Here is a 23,822-nt window from a genome sequence, read left to right as displayed (position 1 = left end):
AATCAAAATTTAAAGGAAGGCTATGGATTTACGAGAAAATATGCTAGGGCAGCTGCGAGCGCTAAGCGAGGAGAAGTTGGCGAAATTTTCGCAGCGCCTAATACCCGCGCCGCAGATTTTGGGCGTGCGCACTCCAGCACTTCGCGCGCTTGCTCGCAAAAGCTTCGCCGCTTTGGGTGGAGCAGATGAAGCGCGGCGCAAGCTGCAAAATTACGAGCCCGTCTTTCACGAAGAGTTTGTGCTAAAGGGCTTTTTCATAATGCTTTTTAAGCAGGATGAGGCGAAATTTGCGCTTGCGAGCGATTTTATCAAAACGATGCCTAATTGGGCGGTTTGCGATATGTTCGCTCCGAAATTCAGGGACGCCGCTTTTGCTGACGAGCTGCTAAAGCAGGCTAAAAACGGCGCGGACGAGTTTGAGCGGCGATTTTTCTACGTTTATTTTATGCAAAATATGAGCGCGATCTCGCCCGAGGAGTTTTTTGAAATTTGCGCCGCCGAAAGCGACGAGCGGTATTATGTGCAAATGGGCGCGGCGTGGGCGATAGCGGAGATGTTTATCAAGCAGCGCGAGAGCACGCTTGCGTTTTTGGAGAGCAAGCGGGCGGCTAAATTTATCCAAAACAAGGCGATATCGAAGATCCGCGATAGCTTTCGCGTAAGCAAAGCCGAAAAAGATGCGCTTTTGAAGTATAAAATTTAACCGCGGCGGAAAGTGGCGGAGGTAGTTAAAATTTCAGTTGCGCGCGGGGCTTGTCAGCCAAAATCGCGAGCTTTAAAATGTAAATTTAAGGAGAGAAAATGTTTAGCAAGGAATTTTTGGAGATTTTGAATTATGAATGCGCCGTGGGTATCGCTACCTGCGCGCAGGGTGAGGCTCATATCAGCAATACGTGGAACAGATATCTCGTCATTAAGGGTGATCGCATCCTCATCCCCGCTGCGGGTATGAAAAAGACGCAAAGCAACGTGGAGGCTAATCCGAACGTCGAGCTTAGCGTCGCAACGAAGGAGCTAGCAGGCAGGTTTGGAGCGGGGCGTGGCTTTGTAGTGAAGGGCACGGCGCGTTTTATTGATAGCGGTGCGGAGTTTGAAGAAACGAAGGCGAAATTTCCGTTTGCTACGAGGCTACTTGAAATCACGGCTAGTAGCGTAAAACAGGTGCTGTAAGCCAAGCGGCGCAGTTTGGGTGGAATTTACGGATGAAATTTGACGGATGGAATTCCGCCGCAAGCTTTGTGATGGAATTCCGCCGTGAAATTTTATCGGTAGAATTTTAAAGTTAGTAAAATTTTATAGATGAAATTTCGCTTCGCCGCGAAATTTTAAAGCGGGCGAAATTTTAAAGTTAATAAAATTTCAAAGCCTGCAAAATTCCGAAGTTTGCGAGATCCATAAATCTCGCTCAAATTTTTAGAACCTAAATTTACGTATTGAAAGGAAAAGCATGAAACGATTAGAGGGCAAAACAGCCGTAATTACGGGCGGAAGCGACGGCATAGGGCTTGGCATCGCAAAGTGTTTCGCCGAAGAGGGCGCAAATTTGATCCTGCTCGGCAGAAGCGAGGAGAAATTAAAAATCGCGCAGGAGGCATTGGGCGGTTACGGCGTGAAAATTTACGCCGCAAGGGCAGATTTGGCGCAAAGCAAAACGATAAAAGGCCTTTGCGAGCGCATTTTAGCACTACCTCTTAAGATAGATATCCTAGTAAATAACGCCGGGTTAGGAAAATTTGTACCGTTTGAGGCGACCGACGAAGCGTTACTGGACGCTCATCTAAACCTAAACGTCAAAGCGCCATATCTGCTTACTCAGGGGCTTTTGGGCGCGCTTGCGGCTAGCAAGGGCTGCGTGATCAATATCTCGTCGTATTTTGCGAACCGAATGCTCGTGGGGCGCACCACGACGGCGTATTCGATTACCAAAGGCGCGCTAAATTCTTTCACCAAATCGCTTGCCTTTGAGGTCGGCAAACTCGGCATTCGCGTCAATGCCATAGCGCCCGGAAGCGTGCTGACGCCGCAGTTTGAGCGAAATTTAAGCGCGCTTAGCCCGCAGGGGCGCGAGGCGTTTGAACAGATGGTAAAAAATATCTATCCGCTTGGCAAAATCGGTAGCGCGCAGGACATCGGCGATGCGGCGGTGTTTTTGGCGTCGGATGCGGCGAAGTGGGTCAGCGGCGCGATATTTGCGATAGACGGCGGGCTTACGACGAATTAGCCGCGGGCGGGCGAAATTTTGGGCGCGGGTTTTGAAATATAAAATTTTACAGAAGCGAATTCCGCCGCGAGAAATTTTACCCTGCAAAATTTCGCAGCGGCAAATTTGCAATGAAATTTAGCCGCGTAGAATTTTACGGCGACGAATACTGCGCGCGAAATTCCGCCGTGGCAAAAGCGCAAAATTCTGCAAGCTGTGCGAATTACAACGTAAATTTTAAAATTTATATTGTAAAATTTTGCGGCGCGCGGTTTGGAATTTTAAGCCGTGAAATTTCGCGCCGTAAAATTTCATGCTGCTGCAAAACGGCGCCTGCGGGGCTAAATTTAAAAAGCGGCGCGGGCAGCGGCTTGAGACAATTAGAAATTAAACGAGATTGGAGAGGGTTTGAGGGTTTTGTTTCTGGCATTTTTGTCGGTGTTTTTGCTCTCTTGCGCGGCGCTATTTAGCTCGTGCGCGGCTCCGCTGGCGCCCGCTGGCAACGCGCTTAGCGTATATGACATCTACTCCGTAGCGCGCGACCGCCGCAGCGTCAGCGAGGTCGCTAGCGACAAGCTCATCCAGACTAAAATCCAAAGCAAAATTCTATTTACCAAAGGCCTTAGCAGCTGGGATTTGGAGGTCGAGTGCTTTTACGGCGAGGTCTATCTCATTGGGCTGCTTGAGAGTGAGGCGATGCGCGAGCCGCTGCTTGCTTTGGCGCATGAAACCGAAGGCGTGCGGCGCGTGCATACCTATCTGCGCGTCAAAAAGCCCGAATATCCGTGCAATTCGTTTGAAATTTTTACAAATTTAAAGAAAAATCTCTTTTCCGACACCGACGTTTCGGGCACTGCGGTGCGCGTGGCGATCGTGGGCTGCGACGTGGTATTTAGCGGCGTAGTAACGGACATCGAGCACGAAAAACATGCGATCTGGTATGCGACGCACGCGCCCGGGGTGCAGGACGTGTATTCGTTCCTGCGCGTGGTAAAGGAGTAGGGGCTTTGCGGTTAAATTTGATCGCTTCGGTACGGCAAATTTAACAACTTGCGGCGAGTTAAATTTAAAAGATACGCGCTCGGTTTATTTAGCTTGCTTGCACAGCGCCCGCATCTATGAAATTAAAATTTTATCGGCGCGCAAGATAGCTGGGAATTTTAAAATTTGGCTCACGAGCGAGAGCATTAAGTAAATTTAAAGCCGCCTCAGACGATAATTTCGCAGATGAAATTTACGCCGCAAGCGCCCGCCGAAAAGTAGCGCCAGCGTGCCGATAGAAAGCGCGCCCTGTTTAAATAGCGGCTAAATTAGAGGCGACGCGAGCGGGCAAAATTTAAAGCGCTGCGTTTTTAAAAGCGCTAAATTAAAAGCGAGCCGCCGAGTTAAATTTAAACGTCGAGATACACGCGTCGTAGGCAAAGACGCTTTAAATTTAAAGTCGTGCCGCCGTTATCGGCAAAATTTTAGCGCCACGGCACTGGAGTTCGCATCAAAATAGATAATTAAAATGCCCAAGAGGGCGCAAAATTCAGTAAATTTAAGGAGAGAAAATGAGCCAAAGCCAAAAATGTACGTACCAAACCGCGTGCGAGCTGCCTAACGTGAGGCTGATCAAGCACCCGCTGATCGAGCATAAGCTCACGATCCTGCGCGATAGAGGGACCGATCCGTTTCAGTTTCGCATGCTCGTCGATGAGATCAGCTACCTGATGATGTTTGAGGCGACGCGCGATCTGGCGCTGCGGGAGGTGAGCGTGCATACGCCCGTGGCGCAAACCAGCGCGTATAAGCTCGCCACGAAGATCATGATCTGCCCGATTTTGCGCGCCGCGCTGGGGATGCTGGATAGCGTATTTAAGCTCATGCCCGATGCTAGCGTGGGATTTTTAGGCTTTCAGCGCGACGAAAAGACTGCGCAGGCGGAGTTTTTTTACGCCAAACTGCCCACCGACGCCGCAGAGCGCACCGCAATCATCATCGATCCGATGTTTGCGACCGGCGGTACGGCGATCGATGCGGTGAAATTTCTGCTGAAAAACGGCGTCAAAAAGATCAAATTTATCTCCATTATCGCAGCGCCCGAGGGGCTTCATAGATTTAGCGAGATCTACCCGCAGGTCGAGGTTTTTACCGCGGCGGTCGACGAGAGACTAAACGAGCAAAAATATATCGTGCCGGGCCTCGGAGACGCGGGAGATAGGGTGTTTAATACGATGTGAAATTACGCGGCAAAGGACTTTGCGCTGCGTCAAATTTGCGCGGGATAGTATTTTATGCGGCGATAAATTGATCGGCAGTAAACTTTACCGGCAATGGAATTTTACGCGACGCAAAATCTATTTATCAAATATGCGGGTTATTGCAGCGTGGAATTCCGTCGCAGCAATAAATTTGGCAGGGCGCGTATTTTTATGGCGCGCGCAATACGTAGTTAAATTTTAAATTTCGCAGCGCCGTAAATTTGATGCGCTTTAAAATTTTAACTCGTCGTGGAATTTGCGGTATTTTGGAATTTATTAAATAAAATTTGAGCTCTGCGATGTATAGAACACGGCGGAGCGTAATCGAAATTTCAAATTTTAGTCCTTACAAAATATCGCATAACGTCCGCGCTGCAAAAATTTACAAATCGTAAAATTTACAAAAATCGCACGGCAAAATTCTTACTTCAGCAATCCGTTAAAGAAGCAGGGCGGCGCACCAGACGTACGCGAGGAGTAAAATTCTTACTCAAATGATCCGCCCGCGCTAAAATGAAATTTAAAATTTAGCGAGCAAAATTTGCTTACTTCACCAGCCCCGCTTCCCTTAAAAAGTAGCTCGGCTCGTAATTAATCTTTCTGATCTTATCAAATTTCGCGTAGCTTAGCACCAGCTCGTCGCGCGCTCTGGTGACCGCCACGTAAAATAGCCGCCGCTCCTCCTCCAGACTGCCGCCCATCGCCATTAGCTTGAGGTTCGGGAAGCGGTTTTGCGCCAGATCGATGAGATAGACGCTGCAAAACTCAAGCCCCTTGCTTGCGTGCACGCTGAGCAGATTTACCCCCTCGCCCTCGCTCATCTCCTTTGCGCCTAGGGTTATGAAGTTATAAAAACTCTGCGGATCCGCGTATTTACTAGCAATCTGCTCTAAAATGCCGCATTTATCGTAGATGCGAGCGGTCTCGTCCTTTTTGCGCTCATCGTCTATCTTGCCGTTTTTTAGCGTCGCGCGTTTCGTCGCGATAAAATCCGCCACGAGCGCAAAAAGGCGCGAGTCTTTGATATGCGAGATGAGCGTAGCGGACCTCGCAGCGGAGCCGCTTTTTTTAAAAATTTTATAAATTTCGTGCAAAAATACGGCGCCGCCCTCGGTAATTTTATTGTGTTTTAGAACCGGATGCGAGCGAAAAAACTCGTCAAATTCCAAAGCTTCAAAGCGCGATGCCGAGCCGATTATATCGACATCGTCAAAAAGCCCGAGCTGGTAGTTTTTCCTCTTTTTTTCAAAAATTTTAACGCTCTCGTCGGGACGCAAAAGCCCTGCGTGGATGCTTCCGTGTCCAAGCGCGATTAGCGCGTCGAAAAGCTCCTTGCTCAGCGCGCTGCCGACGCCTCTTGCGTATTCGCACGTGCTCATAAATGCCATCATATCTTTGGGGTTTATTATCATCGCGAAGATGTCCGTAAAGGCCTTGATCTCGCGGCTTTCAAAAAAGCTCACGCCGCCTTTTCGCTTCGCGCCGATACCGAGCTCCTTAAGCGCGACCTCGACGCCGTCGGCGCTGGAATTATTGCGAAAGATGACGGCGATCTTTTCGCGTGGGGTGGTGCTTTGCGCGATCTGCGCGGCTACGTGGGCGTATTGCGCCGCCGTATCGTCGTAAACATGCAGCTTAGGCGCGCTAAATTTTCCCTCGCGGCCCACGATCAGCTTCTTTTCGTAAAGGCGCGGATTGTTCGCGATGACGCGGTTTGCAAGCGCCAAAATCGCCGAGCTTGAGCGGTAGTTGATATTTAGCGCGTAAATTTTAGCGTCCGCAAAGCGCTTGCCGAAGCTGCCGATGATGTCGATATTCGCGCCGTTGAAAGCGTAGATACTCTGATCGAAATCGCCGACGCAAAAAAGGCTTTTCGTCGCGAAAGCATCGATTAGGCTTCCTTGCAGCGAGTTCGTGTCCTGATACTCGTCCACTAAAATTTCATCAAATCGCAGCGGAGCGCCCTTTCGCAGCTCATGGCGCATCTTTAGCAAAACGTCGTTGAAATCGGCGTAGTTAAATTTCGCCTTTTCCTCTTCAAACTCGCGCAAAATATCTGCGTAAATTTCGGCAAATTCCGCCTGATCCTCGTAGTTTTTGCTAAGCCACGTCTCAAAATCCGCGCTCATCTCCTTGTTTTGATACAGCGAGTACACGTCGTACAGATAGGTCCCGCCGTAGGGGCGCGCGTCGCTTACATGATAAAATTTGCGCTTTTCTACGAGGCTTTTTAGCAGGGTTTTTAGCTCGGCGGGCTGCTTTAGGATCACGCCTTTACCGAGCTCGCGAAGTAGGGCGTAGGATACGGCGTGGAAGGTGCCCGCGACGATTGCGGAGGTGATTTTTTTATCAAAATGCCGCTGCAGCCTCGCTATCATCTCGCTCGCGGCCTTATTCGTAAATGTAAGAAGCAAAATTTTTCTAGGGCTCGTGCCGAGATTTAGCAGATGAGCGATGCGCGCGACGATGGTGCTGGTTTTGCCCGTGCCTGCGCTTGCGATTACTAGATTGTGTCCCGCAGGAGCGGTTGCGGCGGCGTATTGTTCGGTGTTTAGCTTAGCTAGAGCGTCCAAGATTATTCCTTTGCAAAAAGGCGCCATTATAGCTTAAAATCATTAAAATTCTTTGATATAATTGTGCGATGAAATTTCTAAAATTTACGTTAAAAATCACGCTATTTTGCGCATTTGCATTCGCTCTGTTTTTGATCCTAGACGCGCTTTATCCGCTAAATTTGGATATGCTAAACAAGCAGAAGAGTAGAATTTTATACGACCGAAACGGCGAAATTTTAAATATGCAGATCAGCGACGATCAAATTTGGCGCTTCTACGCGAGCGCGGACGAGATACCGCCGCGGCTGAAACAAAGCGCGATCTACTTTGAAGATCGCTATTTTTACTACCATTTCGGCGTCAATCCAGCCTCGATTCTGCGCGCGGCTACGTATAATTTTACGCAAAATTTTACTAAAAAAAGCGAGGGCAACGTCGAGCGCGTCGGAGCCTCGACGATTACGATGCAGGTTGCGCGTATGATGCGCCCCAAACAGCGCAGCTACAAGAATAAAATCATCGAAATTTTTAACGCCTTTCAGCTGGAGTGGCACTTCAGCAAGGATGAAATTTTAGGAATGTATTTCAACCTCGCCCCATACGGCGGTAATATCGAGGGTGTCAAAACCGCGGCGTATTTTTACTTCAAAAAGGATATGCGCGAGCTTAGCAACGCTCAAATCGCACTTCTTAGCGTGATCCCGAAAAACCCGAACAAAAACCGCCTAGACCGCAAATCAAATATCAACGCGCTTAAAAACCGCCTAATTTCGCAGCTGCGAGAGGGCGGCGTGATCTCGCAGAGCGAGTATGAGCGCGCCCTCGCAGAGCCGTTTTCGCCCAGACGCTACGCAGCGCCTAATTACGCGCCGCATTACGCGCTGTTAGCGTTTAACAATTATAAAATGCAGAATTTCATCGCCAAAGATGACGTAAATTTCACTCAAAATTTAGAGCAGGGCGGCACGCCTGGCGCGACGACAGGGCAAGCAAACTCGTCTACACGCCGAGCCGCAGCGATAGCAGAGTCAAATTTTTCGGACGCGGCGAGTGCCGAATCAAGCTTTACGGCTGCAACAAGGGGCGAGCCAAATTTATTAAATGCCGCAAACGCGCAGGCGAGAGCGGATTCGAAAGAAATGAATTCCAAAGAGGCGGATTTTAAAACAGATGCGCCAAAGAGTTTAAATTTTAGCGAACGAACGAGCCTAAATTTAAAAGAGCGCGAAGGCGTAGAATTGCAAGCAGGCGTAAAACCGAATGAAGCGGAAAGCGTAAAACTAAATGAACGAAGGAGCGCAAATTTAGATGAGCGGCGAGATTTAATTAATGCCGCCCGCCCGTCGCAAAGTCTAAATTTAAACGAGCAACGAGGCGCTGTGCGTTTGCCGCAGAATTTTAGCGCGGATACGGATTCGGATAAAGGGCAAACTGAGTATTCGCCGCAAAATCCGAGTGCGGATATAAATTTAAACAAGCGGCAGAATGTCGTCGGTACCGCGCATCCGTATCAAAACTCGCAAAATCCGCAAAATCTAAATTTAAATAGTCGGCAAGATGCTGCGCATCCGCCGCAAAATCCGCAGGCAGATGCAAACTCTAGCGAGCGGTCGAGCGCAAATTTTAGTGAACAGGCAAATTCCGTTTCGGACGCTAGTGCTCAGACAGATTCTACTCCGGGCGCCAAAATACAGACAAGTTCCATTTCAGGCGCCAAATTGCGGGCAAATTTCGCTTCGGACACTAAGGCGCAAATAAATTCCGATCTAAACGCCAAGACGCAGGAAAATTCCGCAAATTTTAAAAGGGGCGCGCAGCCCAAGGAGCAAACCGCGCAAGCACAGGAGTTTGCGCGCCTAAGCGAGGGTAAAATTTATTCGAGCTTGGATCTAAAAACCCAGATCGCGCTTGAGGGCTTTTTGAAAAGCGAGATCCTTTCCCTGCGCGATAAGGGCGTTAGAAACGGCGCTGCGGTGCTGATCGACAACGAAAGCATGAGCGTGATCGCCTATGTCGGCAGCCACGATTTTAGTGCCAATGAAGGGCAAAACGACGGCGTGCGCTCGCAAAAAAACGTAGGCTCGACGCTCAAGCCCTTCATCTACGCTAAAGCCCTTGAGCACGGGCTCATCACCCCTTCAAAGAAGCTGATCGACGCGCCGATAACCTTCGCGGGCTATGTGCCGCACAACTACAACCAGGGGTTTTTGGGCGCGGTGAGTGCTACGGACGCGCTAAGCCTTAGCCTAAATATCCCCGCGGTGAAGCTAAATTTGATGCTTGGTGACGACGGGCTGTATGAAATGCTATCAAACGTGCATCTGGCGGAGTTTAGCAAGGATTATTACGGCGCAGGTATCGCTCTGGGAAGTATTTCAATGAGTCTAATGGATCTTACTTGCCTTTACAGCGCGTTTGCAAACGGCGGAAAGCTACAAAAGCTCGAAATAGCGGGCGTAAAGATCGGCGACGATGCTAAAATTTTAACTCCGCAGAGCGCTTACATCGTAACGCAGATGCTAAGAAACGCGCCGCGCTCCTACCTCGGCTCGGTGTGGCAAAATACCCTAAACGCGCCGCCTCTGATGTTTAAAACTGGCACGAGCGCCGATGCGCGTGATCTCTACACTGTCGCTCTGACGCCTAAATTTACCCTCGGCGTCTGGCTGGGAAATTTCGACGGCTCCAAGACTAGGGATCTTAGCGGCGGCGTGAGTGCCGCAAAAGTGGCGTTTAATATGTTTGCCTTCCTCGATAAATCGGGCATGCTAGGCGAGGTGGAGTTTGCGCGCCCCGCGGGCGTGAGCTTGCGGCGGGTATGCACCGACGCGTACCGCGAAAAGGAGTGCGCGCAAAGCACCGAGGATCTTACGATCGATGGAGTTGAGCCCAACGAGGAGTGCGAAATTTACGGCACGAGCGAGCTTTTTTATCTGTTAAAACACGGGCTGGTCGATCCGCAAAAGGTACGCGCAGGAAGGTGCGCGGCTAAATTTGCCGCCGTAAAGCCCGTACTAAACGATATCAACGCCAAAACCTACGAGACCGGCGCGGACGGCTTTTTGCGGCTTAAAGTGCAGTGCACGGCGGTTTTCGGCGAGCGGGTATATATCAGACTAAGCGGCGGTTCGCGAGAGTTTATAGCGCTAAATTCCACTGCGTTTACGGGGGAGAATTCCGCGGATTTGGATTTCAAGCATTCTAGCGCGGCGCAGCAAGATAATTTAAAGCAAAATTTAGTACAGAAAAATTTTGTAGAACAGAATTCTACAGCACAAAATTCTATGCGACAAAATTTAGCGTTACAGAATGTAAAATCACAAAATCTTACTAAGCAAAATTCTGTAGAATGGAATTTTATAACTAAAAATCCAGCCACACAGAATTTGGCGTCGCAAAATTCTATCTTGCAAAATTCTATCTTGCAAAATTCTACAGAGCAAAATTCGGAGGCGCAAAATTTCACAGCGAAAAATTTCGCGGATCAAAATTCCTCGCAGCAAAATTTCACGGCACTAGATTTCACCACGCAAAGCCTAGCGCCTGCAAATTCTAAAGTTAAAACGGGAGAATATTTTGCGCGCACTAACGGCGAGGCTTTTACGCTTAACCTCGGCGCAGGGGATTTTGAGCTTGGCTGCTTGGACGAAAATGCAAATTTCGCTAAAGCAAATTTTAGAGTAAATGAAAGAAAATAAAAGGTTAATTTGTATATAATTTCGTAAAATTTTTGCAAAGGAATTTTATGAAGACAAAACTACTAAGCGCAGCGCTATTTTGCGCTTTGGCTAGCTTTGCCGCGGGCGTAGAGATCAAATACGCTAGCGGGGCTTACGAGATTAGCGGGGTGGACGGCAGTGGATTTAGTGTCACGCAAAAGCAGATCTTAAAATGCACTCCCAAAATCACGGGCACCTACGAAAGCGTGAGCGAGAGCTCAATCAGGCTTTATCCAAAGCCGATGCTTAGCGCCGGGGTTAATTATTCGTGCGAGGCGCGCGGGGTGCGCTTTGAGTTCGAGACAGAGCCTTTTAGCACCGAGCATATCGCGCTTCTGCGTCCGGGGTTAGTGGCAATCAAATTTAACGATGCGGTTAGCAAGGACGCGCTACAGCAAGCGACTAGAATTTATCGCGCGCAGAATTTAGCCCAAAACGACATATCCTACGAGCTTAGCTCGCACGATGATCGGAATTTTTTATTCAGCTTCGATCCTAAGGCGCAAAACGTCGTATTGCAAATAGAATCCCTCACCTCAAAAGCAGGCGCAAAGCTGCAAAATCCAGTGGAGCTGCGCACGGACGAGGAGCCTTTTAATGATAGCATTAACGCTTCAAATTTAAGCGGCGTGCAGATCCGCCCTGCGGCTCTAAAAGACGGCTCACTCGCAGCTAGAGTGTGTTTCCCTAACTATATGGACGAGCTGTCCGCCAAATACGTAAGAATCGCGGGTGTGAGTAAATTTAGCCTCACTCAGCCGCGATATTATTATTATGACGAAGATGAAGAGGGCGGCGAAAGCGACGATCCTTCATGCTACTACTATGCAGATATAGTAAGTGACGAGTTTATGCCGAATAAAAGCTACGAGATTAGGCTGCTAAAGGGCTTCGGAGATAGCTCATATATCTTGCGCGACGAGATAAAACAAAGCGTAAAAATGGGCGACAGGCTGCCTTTTGTAGCCTTTAGCGACGAGAAAAATTTTATCCCAAAATCCGCTTCGCTGGCATTTAAAAGCTCAAACGTAAATGAGGTTAAAATTTCGATTGCTAAAGTTCCTGAGCAAAATTTTAGGTATTTTTTAAACTTTGAAAGCAACGAAGATAGTGTAGGTGGGTTAGCTAGCGAGATCGCGGTTAAGAGCTTCGATATAGGAGGCGCTAAAAACGCCGTCGCGGAGCATAAAATCGCGATGGATTTTAAAGGCTACGAGGATGGAATTTATAAAATCACGGCGTTTTACAAAGTGGGCGAAAAGATGCAAGAGGTTTCGCGCATAGCCTATCTTAGCGACATTACGGCTCAAGTGGTGCTGCTTGAGCGCGGCGCGCTAATTTATACTTCTAGGCTTAGTAATGGCGAGGAGCTAAGCAGAGCGAAGGTTAAAATTTACAGCGATAAAAACGAGCTAATCGTAGAGGATAAAACGGACGGAGATGGAATTTTAAGATTAGAAAATATGGAAATTTTAGCTAAAAATCCGCGCTCTATCGAGATTAGTAAAGGCGATGAGCATGCGTTCGTGCTGTTTAATAACGCCGTAGCAAGCGTAGAGAAAACGATTACTGCAAAGCGTCCGTTCGTTTATCTCGCAAGCGAGCTGATAAGCCCGAATGAGCGGCTTTTAGGCACGATCGTGATGAAAAATCGCGATTTTAGCTCTTTAAAAAATACGCCGATTAAATTTAAAATTTACGATCCTAGCGGCACTGTGGTCATCACGCGCGCGCAAAACACCGATGAGTTCGGCAGCGTTAAAATAGACGAGCTCATGGGCGAGAAAAGCGGCACTTACCGCCTAGATCTCATCTATGAGGACAAAATCATCGCTTCTAAAAGCTTCAGCGTAGAAAATTTCGTCCCAAACCGCATTAAAAATGAAATTCTCACTGCCAAAGATGAATACGGCGCAGATGAGATCATAACTTTAAAGCTAAGCTCAAACTATCTTGCAGGCGCGCCGGCCGGAGATTTGAAAGGCTCGCTGGAAGCAAACGCCTATGAAAAAGAGCTAAAAATTAAAGGCTACGAGGGCTTTTCGTTTCTAAACGATCGCTTAAAGAAAAAGGGCGCTACGCAGCTTCGCAGGGCGGAATTTACACTAAGCTCCGCCGGTAAAAAGGAGCTTGCACTCTCGCCGGCAGCAGCTGATCTAAATGTCTCTAACGCCATAAATATTCTACTAAATTTCAGCGTAACCGAGGAGGGTAAAAACGTAAGTGCATATCGCAACCTAAGCTATCTGCCTTATGATCGTATCGTAGGAATTCGCGCGAGCAAGGATTTTATTTCAAGCGGCGATAGCGTAAAATTCGGCTTTGCGCTACTAGATTCCAAAACTAAAACCGACGTCAAAGGCAAGATCGACGTTGAAATTTACCGAGACGATTTTACTTACGTTTATGACGGTAACAGATACGTCGAGCAAGAAAGCTTTAATCTCGTAAGCGCCATTAGCACCGATGCGCGCGAGTTTGAGTATAAATTCCAAAACGGCGGCAATTATCTAATCGTCGCAAACGATTATTCAAGCGGCGCGAGTGCTGGCGTGCGCGTGGATGTAAGCGGCTGGGGATATTATGGACGGGTAAACGCTAAAGACGTTCAAAGCGCTAAAATCAAACTCGCAAGCGACAAGGTTAAAGCTGGAGATAAAATTAAAGGCGTCATCAATTCGCCGGTAGAAAGCGGCGTGCTAAATATCTCGCTCGTAGGAGAGCAGGTTTACGACTATAAAATTCTATCCATAAAAGGCGGTAGCGCGGAATTTGAGCTTAGTGTGCCGGAGAATTTCGTCGGCGGACACATCAACGCTGTAATCGCGCGCGCCGCGACACCCGCTGCGATGCCGCTTAGAGCCTATGCAAACGTGCCGGTGGCGCTAGATGCGAGCTCACACAAGGCTAACGTGCAAATCCTAGCCGAGAAAAGCTACAAAAACGGGCAAAACGCGCAGATCAGCGTAAAAAGCGAGCCAAATTCCAAAGTCATACTCTACGCAGTCGATCTTGGAATTTTAGATATCGTCTCACAAGAGGAGCTTGATGCATTTAAGGCGTTTGACGTTAGTGCGTATTTTGCGCTGCGATACTTTGACATTTACGACGATCTTAGCGTGTATCAAACTACTGCTAAAGAGCTAAGCTTCGGTGGCGACGGCGTGATGGCGAAGGCTAAACGAAATTTAAGCCCGGTCGAAAACAAAAAGCAGAAAAAATTTATCAAAATGCTAATCGCAAAAGCGGACGCGAACGGCGAGGCGAAATTTGAGCTTGCGATGCCGAAAAATTTTAACTCCACGATCCGACTAAGCGCCATGGCTATCGGAGAGGCGGCTACGATCGGCTCGGCAAACGTCGAAGCTAAGGTTCGAGACGACGTGATCATAAAGCCCGCCGATCTAACCTACATGGTGCGAGGCGATGAAATTTCCGTGCCGCTAACGCTCATCAACACCACCGATAAGGAGCAAAAGGCGGTCTTGAAAATCAGCTCATCTCCTTCGGTTGCTATAAGCGGCGGCGAGGCAAATTTCACACTTAAACCGCTTGAGCTCAAGCACCTAAGCTTCACCGCGAGCGCACTTGATATTGCGGATGCAAATATTAAATTTGATCTTGACGCAAACGGGCAAAAATTTAGCAATGATGTAGAATTTGACATAATTAGCCAGTTTCCGCGCTCGAAGCTATTTCACGTAAGCTACGGCGATAAGCCGGTAACGCTCAAAATCGATCCGAGCTATAAAGAAATTTATGCTCACATCAGCGCTACGCCTAATGCTTTTAGCCTAGCGGACGAGCTATATCTCTATCCTTACGGCTGCACCGAGCAGCTTACTTCAAAGATGGTAGCGGTTGATTATGTCGCACGCAAAGACTCCAATAAAACCTTAACCAACCGCGTAAACGAGTATGCAAGTAGAATTTTATCTCGCCTCAAACCTAACGGTGATTTCGGCTACTGGAGTGCTAGCGGCGTTACTAATTACTACGCTTCAATTTACGCAAGCGACGTTTTACTAGAGCTTGATACGCGCTATAAATTCCTTAGCAACAAGCAAAGATCGCTGATATTTAGCGCCTTAAAATCAGACTACGAAGATCAAGCGACGCTTCGAATATACGCGGATTTCGTGCTAGATCAATACGGCAAGCTGGATGACGATGAGATAAATTTCATTTACGACAACGGCCTTTATGACAACTCGCCGATGGCTCGCATCGCTATGGCTGCGATACTTAAAAAGCACAATATGACGACCGAGTTTAACTTCATGCGTGAAAAAATAAACCAAATGGATTATGATTACGCCGAAGACGGAGCGGGCTTGACGTTTGCCAGCGACATAAGAGACGCCGCCTTTAAGCTCTACGCATTCGGCAAGGCGGGCATCAAAGACGATAGCACAAGCAAGGCGGCTATCGCGCTCGTGTGCAATCTAAAAGATGCGGACAATACGCAGGAGCGAGCGAGCGTCATACGCGGCTTTGATGCGTATTTTAAGGACGCGAAAAAAGATATTAGCTTTGCTTTGAAATACGACGGCGAGACAAAAAATTTCAATTCGCCGCTGGATACCAAGCTTGCGGTTAAAGACGGCGCGATAGAATTTACACCTATGAACGGCAACGGCGAACTGTTTTTTACGGTGCTGGGATTTGGATATGAAAGCGCTGCGGTCAAACACAATCCGCTTAGCATAAATAGACCGTTTGATAACGACCGAGATAAGAAGGTTGAAATTTATCGCGAGTTTCTCGATGCTCGCGGCAACATCGTCGATCTAAACAAACTCAAAGTAGGGCAGAAAATTTACTCTAAGATCAGCTGGCGAGCGAATCATTATCTGTATAATTTCGCAATCGACGAGGCGATGCCTAGCTGCTTTGAGGCGTTAAATGAGCGCCTGGGCTCGGCCGCACAGGCTCGCCCGGAAGGCTTTGTGGATAGCGTAGCGATCGAGCATACGGAGTATCTGTACGACCGAGTACTTCACTTCCCGAAAAGCGGTTATTTTTACTACGATCCGCAAGAGGGCTATAATAGTACCGGCGTCATCTACACGCCGATAAACGTGATTATGGCTGGCTCGTGCGCGCTTCCTGCGATCTCTATCGAGGATATGCAATACGAGCGAGTAAATAATTACGATCTGCAAACGCTTAAATTTAAAGTCGCTCGCTAAGGGCGTAGCGATTTTAAGGCTCGGCGCGAATTTTGCATTCATTGCGATTTTCGTGCCGAGTGCGCTTTTGCGTTCACAAGCATTTTGCAAACGAGCGCCTGATAAAATTTTAAAATTTTAATTCCGCTCGCCCGCCGAATTTCAAAATTTTATATCAATGCCTATATTTCATAGCTTTTTACTATCTATTTATAAAGTTATTCTATTTGACTTACATTTAAATTCGAGTTATCATTTCTTTTAAATATACACTTTCAATTAAAGGAGTTGCAAATGCAAGACGTATCAAGACGTAGTTTTTTAAAGATTAGCGCAGTGGGTGCGGGGGCACTTGCGCTGGGATCTAGTAGCGCGTGCGCGGCACAAAATGCCAAGGACGTCAAATTCGACGAGGAATACGATATCGTCATCATCGGCACCGGTTTTGCAGGGCTTGCCGCGGCGATTAAAGCCAGCGGACGCGGTAAAAAGGTGCTTATCTTAGAAAAGATGGGTCGCGCGGGCGGAAATTCCGTCATCAACGGCGGAAACATGGCTGCTCCGATGAATAAATTTCAAGTAGCACAGGGCATCAAAGATAGCAAGGAGCTTTTTATCGCTGATGCCGTAAAAGACGGGCTCGGGCTTAACCACACCGATCTTTTGGGCGTGATGTTTGATCGCAGCAACGATGCGGTGGATCTTTTGGTGGGCTGCGGAGCGGAGTTTAGCGATAAGCTGATCTTTGAAAGCGGCCATAGCGTCGCAAGAAGCTTGCAATCAACCAACGGCTCGGGCTCTGGCTACATCCAGCCGATGATGAACAAGCTTCAAAACGATTCCAACGTCACGATCAAAACCCGCACGAAATTTGACGATTTTATCGTAGACGACAGCGGCCGCGTCGTGGGCGTAGAATCGCGCGAGGAGTATAAATTTGATCCGAAACTCTTTAGCGACGATCTGGAAAATAAAAGCGGCGAGAAAAAGAGCTATAAAGCTAAAGACGGCGTTTTGCTGGCTTCGGGCGGATACGGACGCGATCTATGGTATCGCCAGATCCAAGATCCGCGTGTAGTACCTACGATAGACAGCACCAACCACCCTGGAAGTTCGGCAGGAGCGATGCTAGCGGCAAACAGAATCGGCGCATTTACCCTTTTAACGTCATGGATTCAGTTCCTTCCATATTGCTCGCCCGATGAAAAGGGCTTCGGTGCTGCGGTAAATTTCACCAACCACTGCTGCAATACCTATGGCCTTACCGTCGATCCAAAGACGGGTAAACGCTTTATGGACGAGCACGCAGGGCGCAAGATCAAGGCGGACGCCTGCTTTAAGGTCATCGCCGAGAGCGAGAAAAACGACAACTATCCGGTAAACGTCTGCGACTCTCAAGCTGTCGCCGCGCGTAACCCAGTCTATACATCAAGGCCGCTGGAAGCGGGCGTCGTGAAGAAATTTGACACGCTAGAGGAGCTTGCGAAGGCTTACAATCTGCCGCTGGAGCCGTTTTTAAAGACCGTCGCGGATTATAACTCTTACGTCAAAGCGGGCAAAGACCCAGAATTCGGCAAAGTGGTCGATAAGCTAGACAGCATCGACGTTTCCAAGCCGCCGTTTTACGCAAGCCGCACGATGCCGAAGGTGCACCACACGATGGGCGGACTCGAGATCAACACCAAAGCTCAGGTAATCTCGAGCCTTACTCACGAGCCGATCTCTGGGCTGCAGGCGAGGTAACCGGCGGCGTGCACGGCGCGAGCAGGCTCGGAACATATGCGATCCTTGATTGTATGGTTTTCGGAATGATCGCGGGCGAAACAATCGGGGCTTAAATTAGCGCCCGCGAAATTTCGGCGTGAAGTAGCCATACATGCTTTGCGCCGAAATGCTTGAGAAGGACTCACGCGAAGTAGGGCACAGCACAATCCGTAAATCCTACGTAGAGCGGCGGCAGGGTCTGTCGCGATTTGCGAGGCTAGGCACGTGAAGCAGTAAAATGCGTACAGCATAAAAGGCTTTGTTGCCCAAGTCGTAACGCCTAAGAACGAGAGTGCATTCGCCGCCAGCGACGGCGCGACGGCAAAATTTCAAATCATAAAATTTTAAAATCTCATAACGCGGGAGTTTTAAATTTTGTAGCGCCAAAACTCTGCGGCGTCGCCCGAGTTTGTAGCTCGTAAGCCTCGTTTTGTATGTATCGCGCGTACTAGGAAAAGTTAAATTTGACCGCCGCTTTTATGATGCCACGGCGCAATAACTCGATCAAATTTTAAAATTTCATGCATCTTTTGCGTAAAATTTCATCTATTTAGCAATCAACGATGCTAAATTTCGCTAAAATTCGTCACACGAAGCAACTTGGGGAGACGGGCATGATAGCGATCTATTTTAGCGCCACGGGCAACACGAAGCACTGCGTGGATAGGCTCATCGCTCATCTTGGCGGCGTTTGCGTCTCGATCGAGAGCAAGGCTTGCAATGAGCTTTTAAAGCACCACAATGACGTTATCTTGGCATATCCCGTCTATTTTAGCGACCTACCGCGTATCGTGCGCGACTTCCTCTACCGAAACGGCGCGAGCTTTAGCGGCAAAAATGTATTTATCCTCGCTACGATGGAGATTTTCAGCGGCGACGGGGCAGGGTGCGCGGCTAGGGTTTTAAAGCGATTCGGTGCAAACATAACGGGCGGCGCTCATATCAAAATGCCCGCGTTCATCCTCGACGTGGCGATTTTTGGCTACTCGCGAGCGAAAAATGAGCGCATAATCAAAGAGGCGGACGCTAAAGTCAGACGCGTTGCGGAGGCGCTTATCGCAGGCCGTCCGCCGCAAGAGGGGCTGAGCGCGCTTTGTCGTATCGCAGGGTTTTTAGGACAGCGGCTTTGGATGAAAATTTGGGACAAAAGCCCCTTTGCCAAGCGCAAGCCGAGCCTCGATCCATCGCGATGCAGCGGATGCGGGGCTTGCGTCAAACCCTGCCCGATGCGAAACATAAAGCTCGCTTGCAAAAAGGCGCAATTCGGCGATGAGTGCACGCTTTGCTACAGGTGCGTAAATATATGCGAGCGCAGAGCGATTACGATCCTAGGCAGGGCAAAAAATTTAGAAAAGTCCATCGCCGCAGACTTGTGAGGGCGAGCTCATACCATGCAAGCTAGCAATCAATCAAATGCGTAAAAACGGGCGAGGAAATTTTACTTTTTAACAGCGCTTCGCACGGCTAAAGCGCGATGTTCTGCGACGAATATGGCGCAAAAAAAGTAGCCCGCTGCGAGCTAGTGAAATTTAACCTGCCGCCGTGCAAGACCCGCGTAAAATTTGGCTATAGCACCCACTACGACGACTACGAGAACGACGAGAGTGACATTGTCCTACTGATAAACGACGGGGCTGCCTTGCGTAGCAGGAGGTAAGGCAAACGGCCATATCGCCGTAAGCTACGAGGACGAAGCAGGCAAAAATACAAAATTTCGCTTATGTAGGCGACCTTAAATCTCAGTCCGTCTTTTTTGCTCCGTATTTAAATTTTACTTGGTCGCTAGATACTCCTAAATTTAAATTCTCTAGAGCCGAATGTGACGTCTTAGAATTTTAGCAAAGGTTTATTACTGCGCCGTGAAATTTCAGCGAAGGCTTATTTTGCCGTATACCTCAAAATTCTTAAATTACCCGCGCCGGCCCACTTAAGCTCTAAAGCGCTTGCCTTATCACTTCGCCTAAGGGCAAAATGCCGCGCCTTGTCTTATTAATTCGCCGCGGAATTTCGCGGTAAAACTAAATTTTAAAATTTGACCCATTTAAATTTAAAAAGCGCACGACTATCGCAAAAATCATCCGATATTATTGGCGACGCCAGCCTAATTTTAAAATTACACCATCGCCCCTATTACGGCTATAGTCGTTAAATTTTAAGCAACGATAGGCGATAAAAATTTTAAGAATTTCGCCACCCAGCATTTCTTTATGCCACCAAGCCCACAAAACCGCCTAAACCTTCTTAAAATTTACGCTAAATTTGCTTCCGCGTCCTACCTCGCTACGTAGTGAAATCTGCGCGCCATGGATCTTTGCGATTTGTGAGGCGATGGCTAGCCCGAGTCCTGCGCCGCTATTTTGCTCGCGATTTCTGGAACGCTCGATTTGATAGAGCTTGTCCCAGATTTTAGTTTGCAAAGCAGGCTCGATGCCCTCTCCATCGTCGCTTATGCTAAGTTCGCACGCGTCTGCACTGACGCAAAGCTCTAAAGCGACGCTGCTGCGCGTAAATTTTAAAGCATTGCTTAAAAGATTGTTAATCAGCCTGATCAAAAGCAGCTCATCGCCGTTTACGCGCACGCCCTCGGCTATCTGCGAGCTAAAGCTTAGCCCTTTTTGTGCGCACAAAAGTTGAAAGTCTTGCGCACACTCGTTTGCGATTTTACTTAAGCTTATGGGTGCCAAACACACGCCGCGCTGCAAGCGGGCAAGCTCTAAAATTTGCTCTATTAGCGCCGAAATTTTACGCGATTGATTGTTGATGACCGCGAAACTCTCCTTCGCCTCGCTCGCGTCTTGCTCGTAGGCTAGGGCGTAGTCGCTTTGAGCCAGTATGACGGCAGCGGGTGTGCGCAGCTCATGCGAAAGATCGGTGCTTAGCTGCCGCTCGCGCTCAAACGCGCTTTGCAGCGATGCTAGCATTTCATTAAACGTAGCTGCGAGCGCGCTTAGCTCATCCTTGCCTCGCGGTAGTTCTATTCGCCGCGTAAAATCGCCGCTAGCTCCGATCTCGCTAGCTGTACACGACATAGTGCGCACGGGCTTAAACGCTCTTTTTATGATCGCGTAGCCGCCGTAGATGACTAGCATTACAAATAGCGGCGATAGGATAAGAGCTATCAGCATCACGCGCTTCATCGCAAGCTCAAACTCGCTAACTGCGATGACGCCGCGTATCCATGCACTGCGCCCTTTGATCTGCGCGTCGTAATAGAAAAACTCGTCGTCATCAAGCTCCACCTCGCGCGCGCCTTGAGGCGAAAGCGGCATCGCAGGCTCGAAGCCTTTAGGCACAAACCCTGCGATCACGCCGCCTTGTCCGTCATGTTCGTAGAAAAATACACCGTCATCAAAGCTTTTTAGCTTGTCATCGCGCGCGGCTTTTTGCACTAGGTGGGCAAGCTTTTTTTGGCTGACGGAGCTTCCTGATACTTCGTCTAAAATATAGCCGCAAATGCCGATAATAGCGCCTGCAAGCGCCAAAATAAATACGCTGTAATAAAGCGTCACGCGTAGGCTGATAGGTAGCGCGCGCGAGATAAAATTCTCTTTAGCAGTTGAGAATGCAAGGACTAAGGCTTGAGTAAAATTTCTTATCGAGATTTTAGACGCGAAATTTTGTTCTTGACTTTGCGCGAGAACGCTATTAAAATTTTGCGCTAGATCAGGCGTTGCGCTTGTAGCAGCAAAATTCGGCGCGGAATTTGATGCCGGATTTTGCGTGGAATTCCGTTTAAAATTTGACGCCTGGCTTTGAGTAGAATTTAGCGTCTGGTTTAACTCGATATTTTGCGTGGGATTTTTCTTGCGGCTTTTCTTTAAACACGCAAAATTATGCGTAAAATTCTGTTTAAAATTTCGCACGAATTTTAATATGAAAAGCGCCGTAGCGGCAAAGATCCGCTTCGTAATCGCCGAAATTTTGATACAAATCTCGCTATTTTGCCACGACATAGCCAAGCCCTCGCTTCGTTTCTATTATATCGCCGTGCTCGCCTAGCTTTTTGCGGATATTTTTGATTAAAACATCGATAACATTTGAGCTTGTTTCGTCGCTAAAATCCCAAATGCTCTCGCCGATTTGTTCGCGGCTTAAAATCGCACCGCGATTTAGCATCAAAAGCTCTAAAATTCTATATTCCTTACCCGTTAGCTCCACTACCTTGCCCGCGCAGACGACCGATTTTTTACTTAGATTTAGGCGCACTTGCCTTATGATAATTTCGTTATCCGCAGTAGCGTTTTTGCGCCTGATAATTGCGCGAAGCCGCGCCAAAAGCTCACGAAAATCAAAGGGCTTAACCATATAATCGTCTGCGCCCAGATCAAGCCCTGCGATGATATCTTCTTTGGCGTCCCTCGCAGTTAAAAATAAAACCGGCGTTCCCAGTCCGCGCGCCCGCGCCGCCTTCAAAAACTCAAAGCCGTCCATCACAGGCATCATCGCATCAAGCACGATAGCGTCATATTTTGCGACATCCAAAAACTCTAGTGCTTCCTTGCCGCAAAAGGCGCAATCTACGCTGTAGCCGTCCTTTTTCAGACATTTTGCGATGATTTGATTTAGATCTTTTTCATCCTCGACAAGTAAAATTTTCAAAGTGCTCCTTTAAAATTTTGCTAATTCTAATCCACCATTTTAGCCAAAACGCATAAATTTGGATGTGTAAACCCCGCTTGCTTTATGCACCGCCAAATTTCAGTAGCGTTGGGAGCTGCGCTAATTCGCAGGCGCCTTTTGTCTAGCTCTAATCTCGCTTGCCTTTTTATCCGCTACGCTTCCTAATCTCCCTAAAAAATTTAGCGCACCTGCTGCGATATTTAACGCAAAAAGCCCAAATCCTACGCAGCCAAGCTTAAAATTTTGCTTAGCGATTTCGCGTTTGCAGTGGCTGCAAAGCACTGGCTTGCAAGAATTACAAACCTCCGCGCAGCTTGCTGCGCTGGCAGAATCTCGCGCGCTTGCGAAATTACTTGTATCAGAAAAATTTTGTGTATCGGCGAAATTTTGCTCGCTAGTGAAATTTCGTACACTTGATAAGTCTTGCGTCTGCAAAGAATTCCGCTCGTCCTTATAATCTTTCGCATCCGCAGAAATTTTTTGATTTTCGCAACATTCCACGCTGGAAAAATCTTTAGAATTTTGCTCGCAGGGCGCGAGATTCCACTCGCTTGTTTCGCTTGCTAAATTTGCCGAAAAATCCTGCGCATTTTCATCTAAATTTTTAGCTGCGTCTGCATTTTGGGCGCCATAGTCAGCGTTTTCGTTTATGCTAAAATCCCTAGCGTCCAAAGCCTCACTAGTTTGGGCGGAGTTATCTGCTCCACCCTTTAAGCTTTGATTTTTCATCTCACGCCTTTGCTTATTTTTGACGCTGCAAGATCTGCTCGCCCGTAGCGGCGTCGATTAGCACCTCTTTTTTGCTCATGCCTTGGCGCAGTTTGACTTCGTATGCAGGCTTACCGCCGTTACTTTTTAAATCAACCTCGCGAAAATCCCAGCCGGCGTTTGCGCTAAGTGCTTTGGCGCGAGCGTCTGTGGCACTGATTTTGACCTGCGAATAATCAATTTTACTAGGCTTTAGCTTCTTTTGCGTTTGAGTCTTTAAAATTTCGCCGCTTTGAGCGTCGATTTTGATCTCGTTTTCGCTACCTTCTTTATATGACTCGATCTCATAGACGAGCCTTCCGTGCTCATCGTCGATTTCTACGCTTTTTATAGTCGCGCCCTTGAAGTTTTGCTGCGCGATCCCTATCGCTTGATCGAATGAAACTTTAGCATCTTTTTCGCTAAAGCTTCCTGCGTTTAATGCACCTGCAAAAGCGAATATAGCGGCAATTGCGCCTAAAGCTTTAAGATTTTTCATCTTTAATCCTTTTGATTTTATTTCCAAAATTTATTTTGGATGGCGCAATTTTAAAACTTCAAGATGAAGCTAAGATGAATGCGCGCGGAATTTCCGAGCATTTACCAAAACGCCGTAAAATTTCAACTTGAAATTTTATCTCAAGGAACGCTTCGTGCCTAGCTTTTTTAAAAATCCGTCGCAGCAGAAGCTTATTTTTCTAAGCTCGCTTGCTTTTGTGGCATTTTTTAACTTCTCGTTTTTTAAAAATATCATAAACGCCTACGGAATCTCGGGACTAAATTTTATCTATCTTGTCTGCGAC

At 48.0% G+C, this 23,822-nt stretch carries 14 protein-coding genes and 3 pseudogenes; 12 read left to right on the top strand and 5 right to left on the bottom strand.

The window, feature by feature from the left end; translation table 11 throughout:
- The first annotated feature begins 22 nt into the window (after positions 1-22).
- The 6 genes from Q0117_RS08585 (at position 23) to upp (ending at position 4,422) form a co-directional block, all read left to right on the top strand.
- Positions 23-703, top strand: a complete 681-nt coding sequence (locus tag Q0117_RS08585; RefSeq protein WP_297924582.1) for a DNA alkylation repair protein — start codon at positions 23-25, stop codon at positions 701-703.
- Between the two features lie 98 nt (positions 704-801).
- A complete protein-coding gene (locus Q0117_RS08580) occupies positions 802-1,170 on the top strand; it encodes a pyridoxamine 5'-phosphate oxidase family protein (RefSeq protein WP_177389050.1) in 369 nt (122 codons plus the stop codon).
- A gap of 277 nt (positions 1,171-1,447) precedes the next feature.
- Positions 1,448-2,221 carry an SDR family oxidoreductase gene (locus Q0117_RS08575; RefSeq protein ID WP_297924580.1) on the top strand — a complete coding sequence of 258 codons (774 nt, stop codon included), beginning with the start codon at positions 1,448-1,450 and terminating at the stop codon, positions 2,219-2,221.
- A gap of 110 nt (positions 2,222-2,331) precedes the next feature.
- Positions 2,332-2,670: a hypothetical protein gene (locus Q0117_RS08570; RefSeq protein WP_297924578.1), complete on the top strand. Its 339-nt coding sequence runs from the start codon at positions 2,332-2,334 to the stop codon at positions 2,668-2,670.
- Entirely contained in the window at positions 2,609-3,202 is a 594-nt protein-coding gene (locus Q0117_RS08565; RefSeq protein WP_297924576.1) for a BON domain-containing protein, read from the top strand. Before Q0117_RS08570 ends, Q0117_RS08565 begins: the two co-directional genes overlap by 62 nt.
- 593 nt (positions 3,203-3,795) lie before the next feature.
- Positions 3,796-4,422 (top strand): uracil phosphoribosyltransferase, encoded by a 627-nt coding sequence (gene upp, locus Q0117_RS08560; RefSeq protein ID WP_297924594.1) that lies wholly within the window; start codon positions 3,796-3,798, stop codon positions 4,420-4,422.
- Positions 4,423-4,988: 566 nt separating this feature from the next.
- Here upp and Q0117_RS08555 read toward each other — a convergent pair.
- The gene (locus tag Q0117_RS08555) at positions 4,989-7,043 is read right to left on the bottom strand and encodes an ATP-dependent helicase (RefSeq protein ID WP_297924574.1); all 2,055 of its coding nucleotides are present in this window, start codon (positions 7,041-7,043) and stop codon (positions 4,989-4,991) included.
- A 41-nt stretch (positions 7,044-7,084) separates the two neighbouring features.
- Between Q0117_RS08555 and Q0117_RS08550 the strand changes: the two are divergent.
- From Q0117_RS08550 to Q0117_RS08530, 6 genes and pseudogenes are all read left to right on the top strand, one after another.
- Positions 7,085-9,592, top strand: a pseudogene (locus tag Q0117_RS08550) (transglycosylase domain-containing protein); the annotation flags it as partial.
- An 881-nt stretch (positions 9,593-10,473) separates the two neighbouring features.
- Positions 10,474-10,554: pseudogene (locus tag Q0117_RS10680) on the top strand (hypothetical protein); the annotation flags it as partial.
- A 189-nt stretch (positions 10,555-10,743) separates the two neighbouring features.
- On the top strand, positions 10,744-15,909 hold the full coding sequence (locus Q0117_RS08545) for an alpha-2-macroglobulin family protein (protein ID WP_297924570.1): 5,166 nt from the start codon (positions 10,744-10,746) through the stop codon (positions 15,907-15,909).
- Between the two features lie 273 nt (positions 15,910-16,182).
- Positions 16,183-17,726, top strand: a pseudogene (locus tag Q0117_RS08540) (flavocytochrome c).
- Positions 17,727-18,266: 540 nt separating this feature from the next.
- Positions 18,267-19,028 (top strand): EFR1 family ferrodoxin, encoded by a 762-nt coding sequence (locus tag Q0117_RS08535; protein ID WP_297924568.1) that lies wholly within the window; start codon positions 18,267-18,269, stop codon positions 19,026-19,028.
- A gap of 98 nt (positions 19,029-19,126) precedes the next feature.
- Positions 19,127-19,309: a hypothetical protein gene (locus tag Q0117_RS08530; RefSeq protein WP_297924567.1), complete on the top strand. Its 183-nt coding sequence runs from the start codon at positions 19,127-19,129 to the stop codon at positions 19,307-19,309.
- A 574-nt stretch (positions 19,310-19,883) separates the two neighbouring features.
- Here Q0117_RS08530 and Q0117_RS08525 read toward each other — a convergent pair.
- From Q0117_RS08525 to Q0117_RS08510, 4 genes are all read right to left on the bottom strand, one after another.
- The gene (locus Q0117_RS08525; RefSeq protein WP_297924565.1) at positions 19,884-21,605 is read right to left on the bottom strand and encodes a HAMP domain-containing sensor histidine kinase; all 1,722 of its coding nucleotides are present in this window, start codon (positions 21,603-21,605) and stop codon (positions 19,884-19,886) included.
- The gene (locus Q0117_RS08520) at positions 21,589-22,251 is read right to left on the bottom strand and encodes a response regulator transcription factor (protein WP_297924563.1); all 663 of its coding nucleotides are present in this window, start codon (positions 22,249-22,251) and stop codon (positions 21,589-21,591) included. Before Q0117_RS08520 ends, Q0117_RS08525 begins: the two co-directional genes overlap by 17 nt.
- Before the next feature lie 120 nt (positions 22,252-22,371).
- A complete protein-coding gene (locus Q0117_RS08515; RefSeq protein WP_297924561.1) occupies positions 22,372-23,001 on the bottom strand; it encodes a hypothetical protein in 630 nt (209 codons plus the stop codon).
- A gap of 13 nt (positions 23,002-23,014) precedes the next feature.
- Entirely contained in the window at positions 23,015-23,518 is a 504-nt protein-coding gene (locus Q0117_RS08510; RefSeq protein ID WP_297924559.1) for a PepSY domain-containing protein, read from the bottom strand.
- Positions 23,519-23,822: the final 304 nt, after the last annotated feature.

This window comes from uncultured Campylobacter sp. (assembly GCF_937997535.1).
Lineage (GTDB): Bacteria > Campylobacterota > Campylobacteria > Campylobacterales > Campylobacteraceae > Campylobacter_B.
The sequence above is the reverse complement of the archived record's forward strand: the minus strand, read 5'-3'. Positions and strand labels throughout refer to the sequence as shown.

Excerpts from the sequence above, each read along its gene's own strand:
- Q0117_RS08585 (WP_297924582.1), top strand. The coding sequence starts at position 23 with ATGGATTTACGAGAAAATATGCTAGGGCAGCTGCGAGCGCTAAGCGAG.
- Q0117_RS08580 (WP_177389050.1), top strand. The coding sequence starts at position 802 with ATGTTTAGCAAGGAATTTTTGGAGATTTTGAATTATGAATGCGCCGTG.
- Q0117_RS08575 (WP_297924580.1), top strand. The coding sequence starts at position 1,448 with ATGAAACGATTAGAGGGCAAAACAGCCGTAATTACGGGCGGAAGCGAC.
- Q0117_RS08570 (WP_297924578.1), top strand. The coding sequence starts at position 2,332 with ATGAAATTTAGCCGCGTAGAATTTTACGGCGACGAATACTGCGCGCGA.
- Q0117_RS08555 (WP_297924574.1), bottom strand. The coding sequence starts at position 7,043 with ATGGCGCCTTTTTGCAAAGGAATAATCTTGGACGCTCTAGCTAAGCTA.
- Q0117_RS08545 (WP_297924570.1), top strand. The coding sequence starts at position 10,744 with ATGAAGACAAAACTACTAAGCGCAGCGCTATTTTGCGCTTTGGCTAGC.
- Q0117_RS08535 (WP_297924568.1), top strand. The coding sequence starts at position 18,267 with ATGATAGCGATCTATTTTAGCGCCACGGGCAACACGAAGCACTGCGTG.
- Q0117_RS08530 (WP_297924567.1), top strand. The coding sequence starts at position 19,127 with ATGTTCTGCGACGAATATGGCGCAAAAAAAGTAGCCCGCTGCGAGCTA.
- Q0117_RS08525 (WP_297924565.1), bottom strand. The coding sequence starts at position 21,605 with ATGTCGTGGCAAAATAGCGAGATTTGTATCAAAATTTCGGCGATTACG.
- Q0117_RS08515 (WP_297924561.1), bottom strand. The coding sequence starts at position 23,001 with ATGAAAAATCAAAGCTTAAAGGGTGGAGCAGATAACTCCGCCCAAACT.
- Q0117_RS08510 (WP_297924559.1), bottom strand. The coding sequence starts at position 23,518 with ATGAAAAATCTTAAAGCTTTAGGCGCAATTGCCGCTATATTCGCTTTT.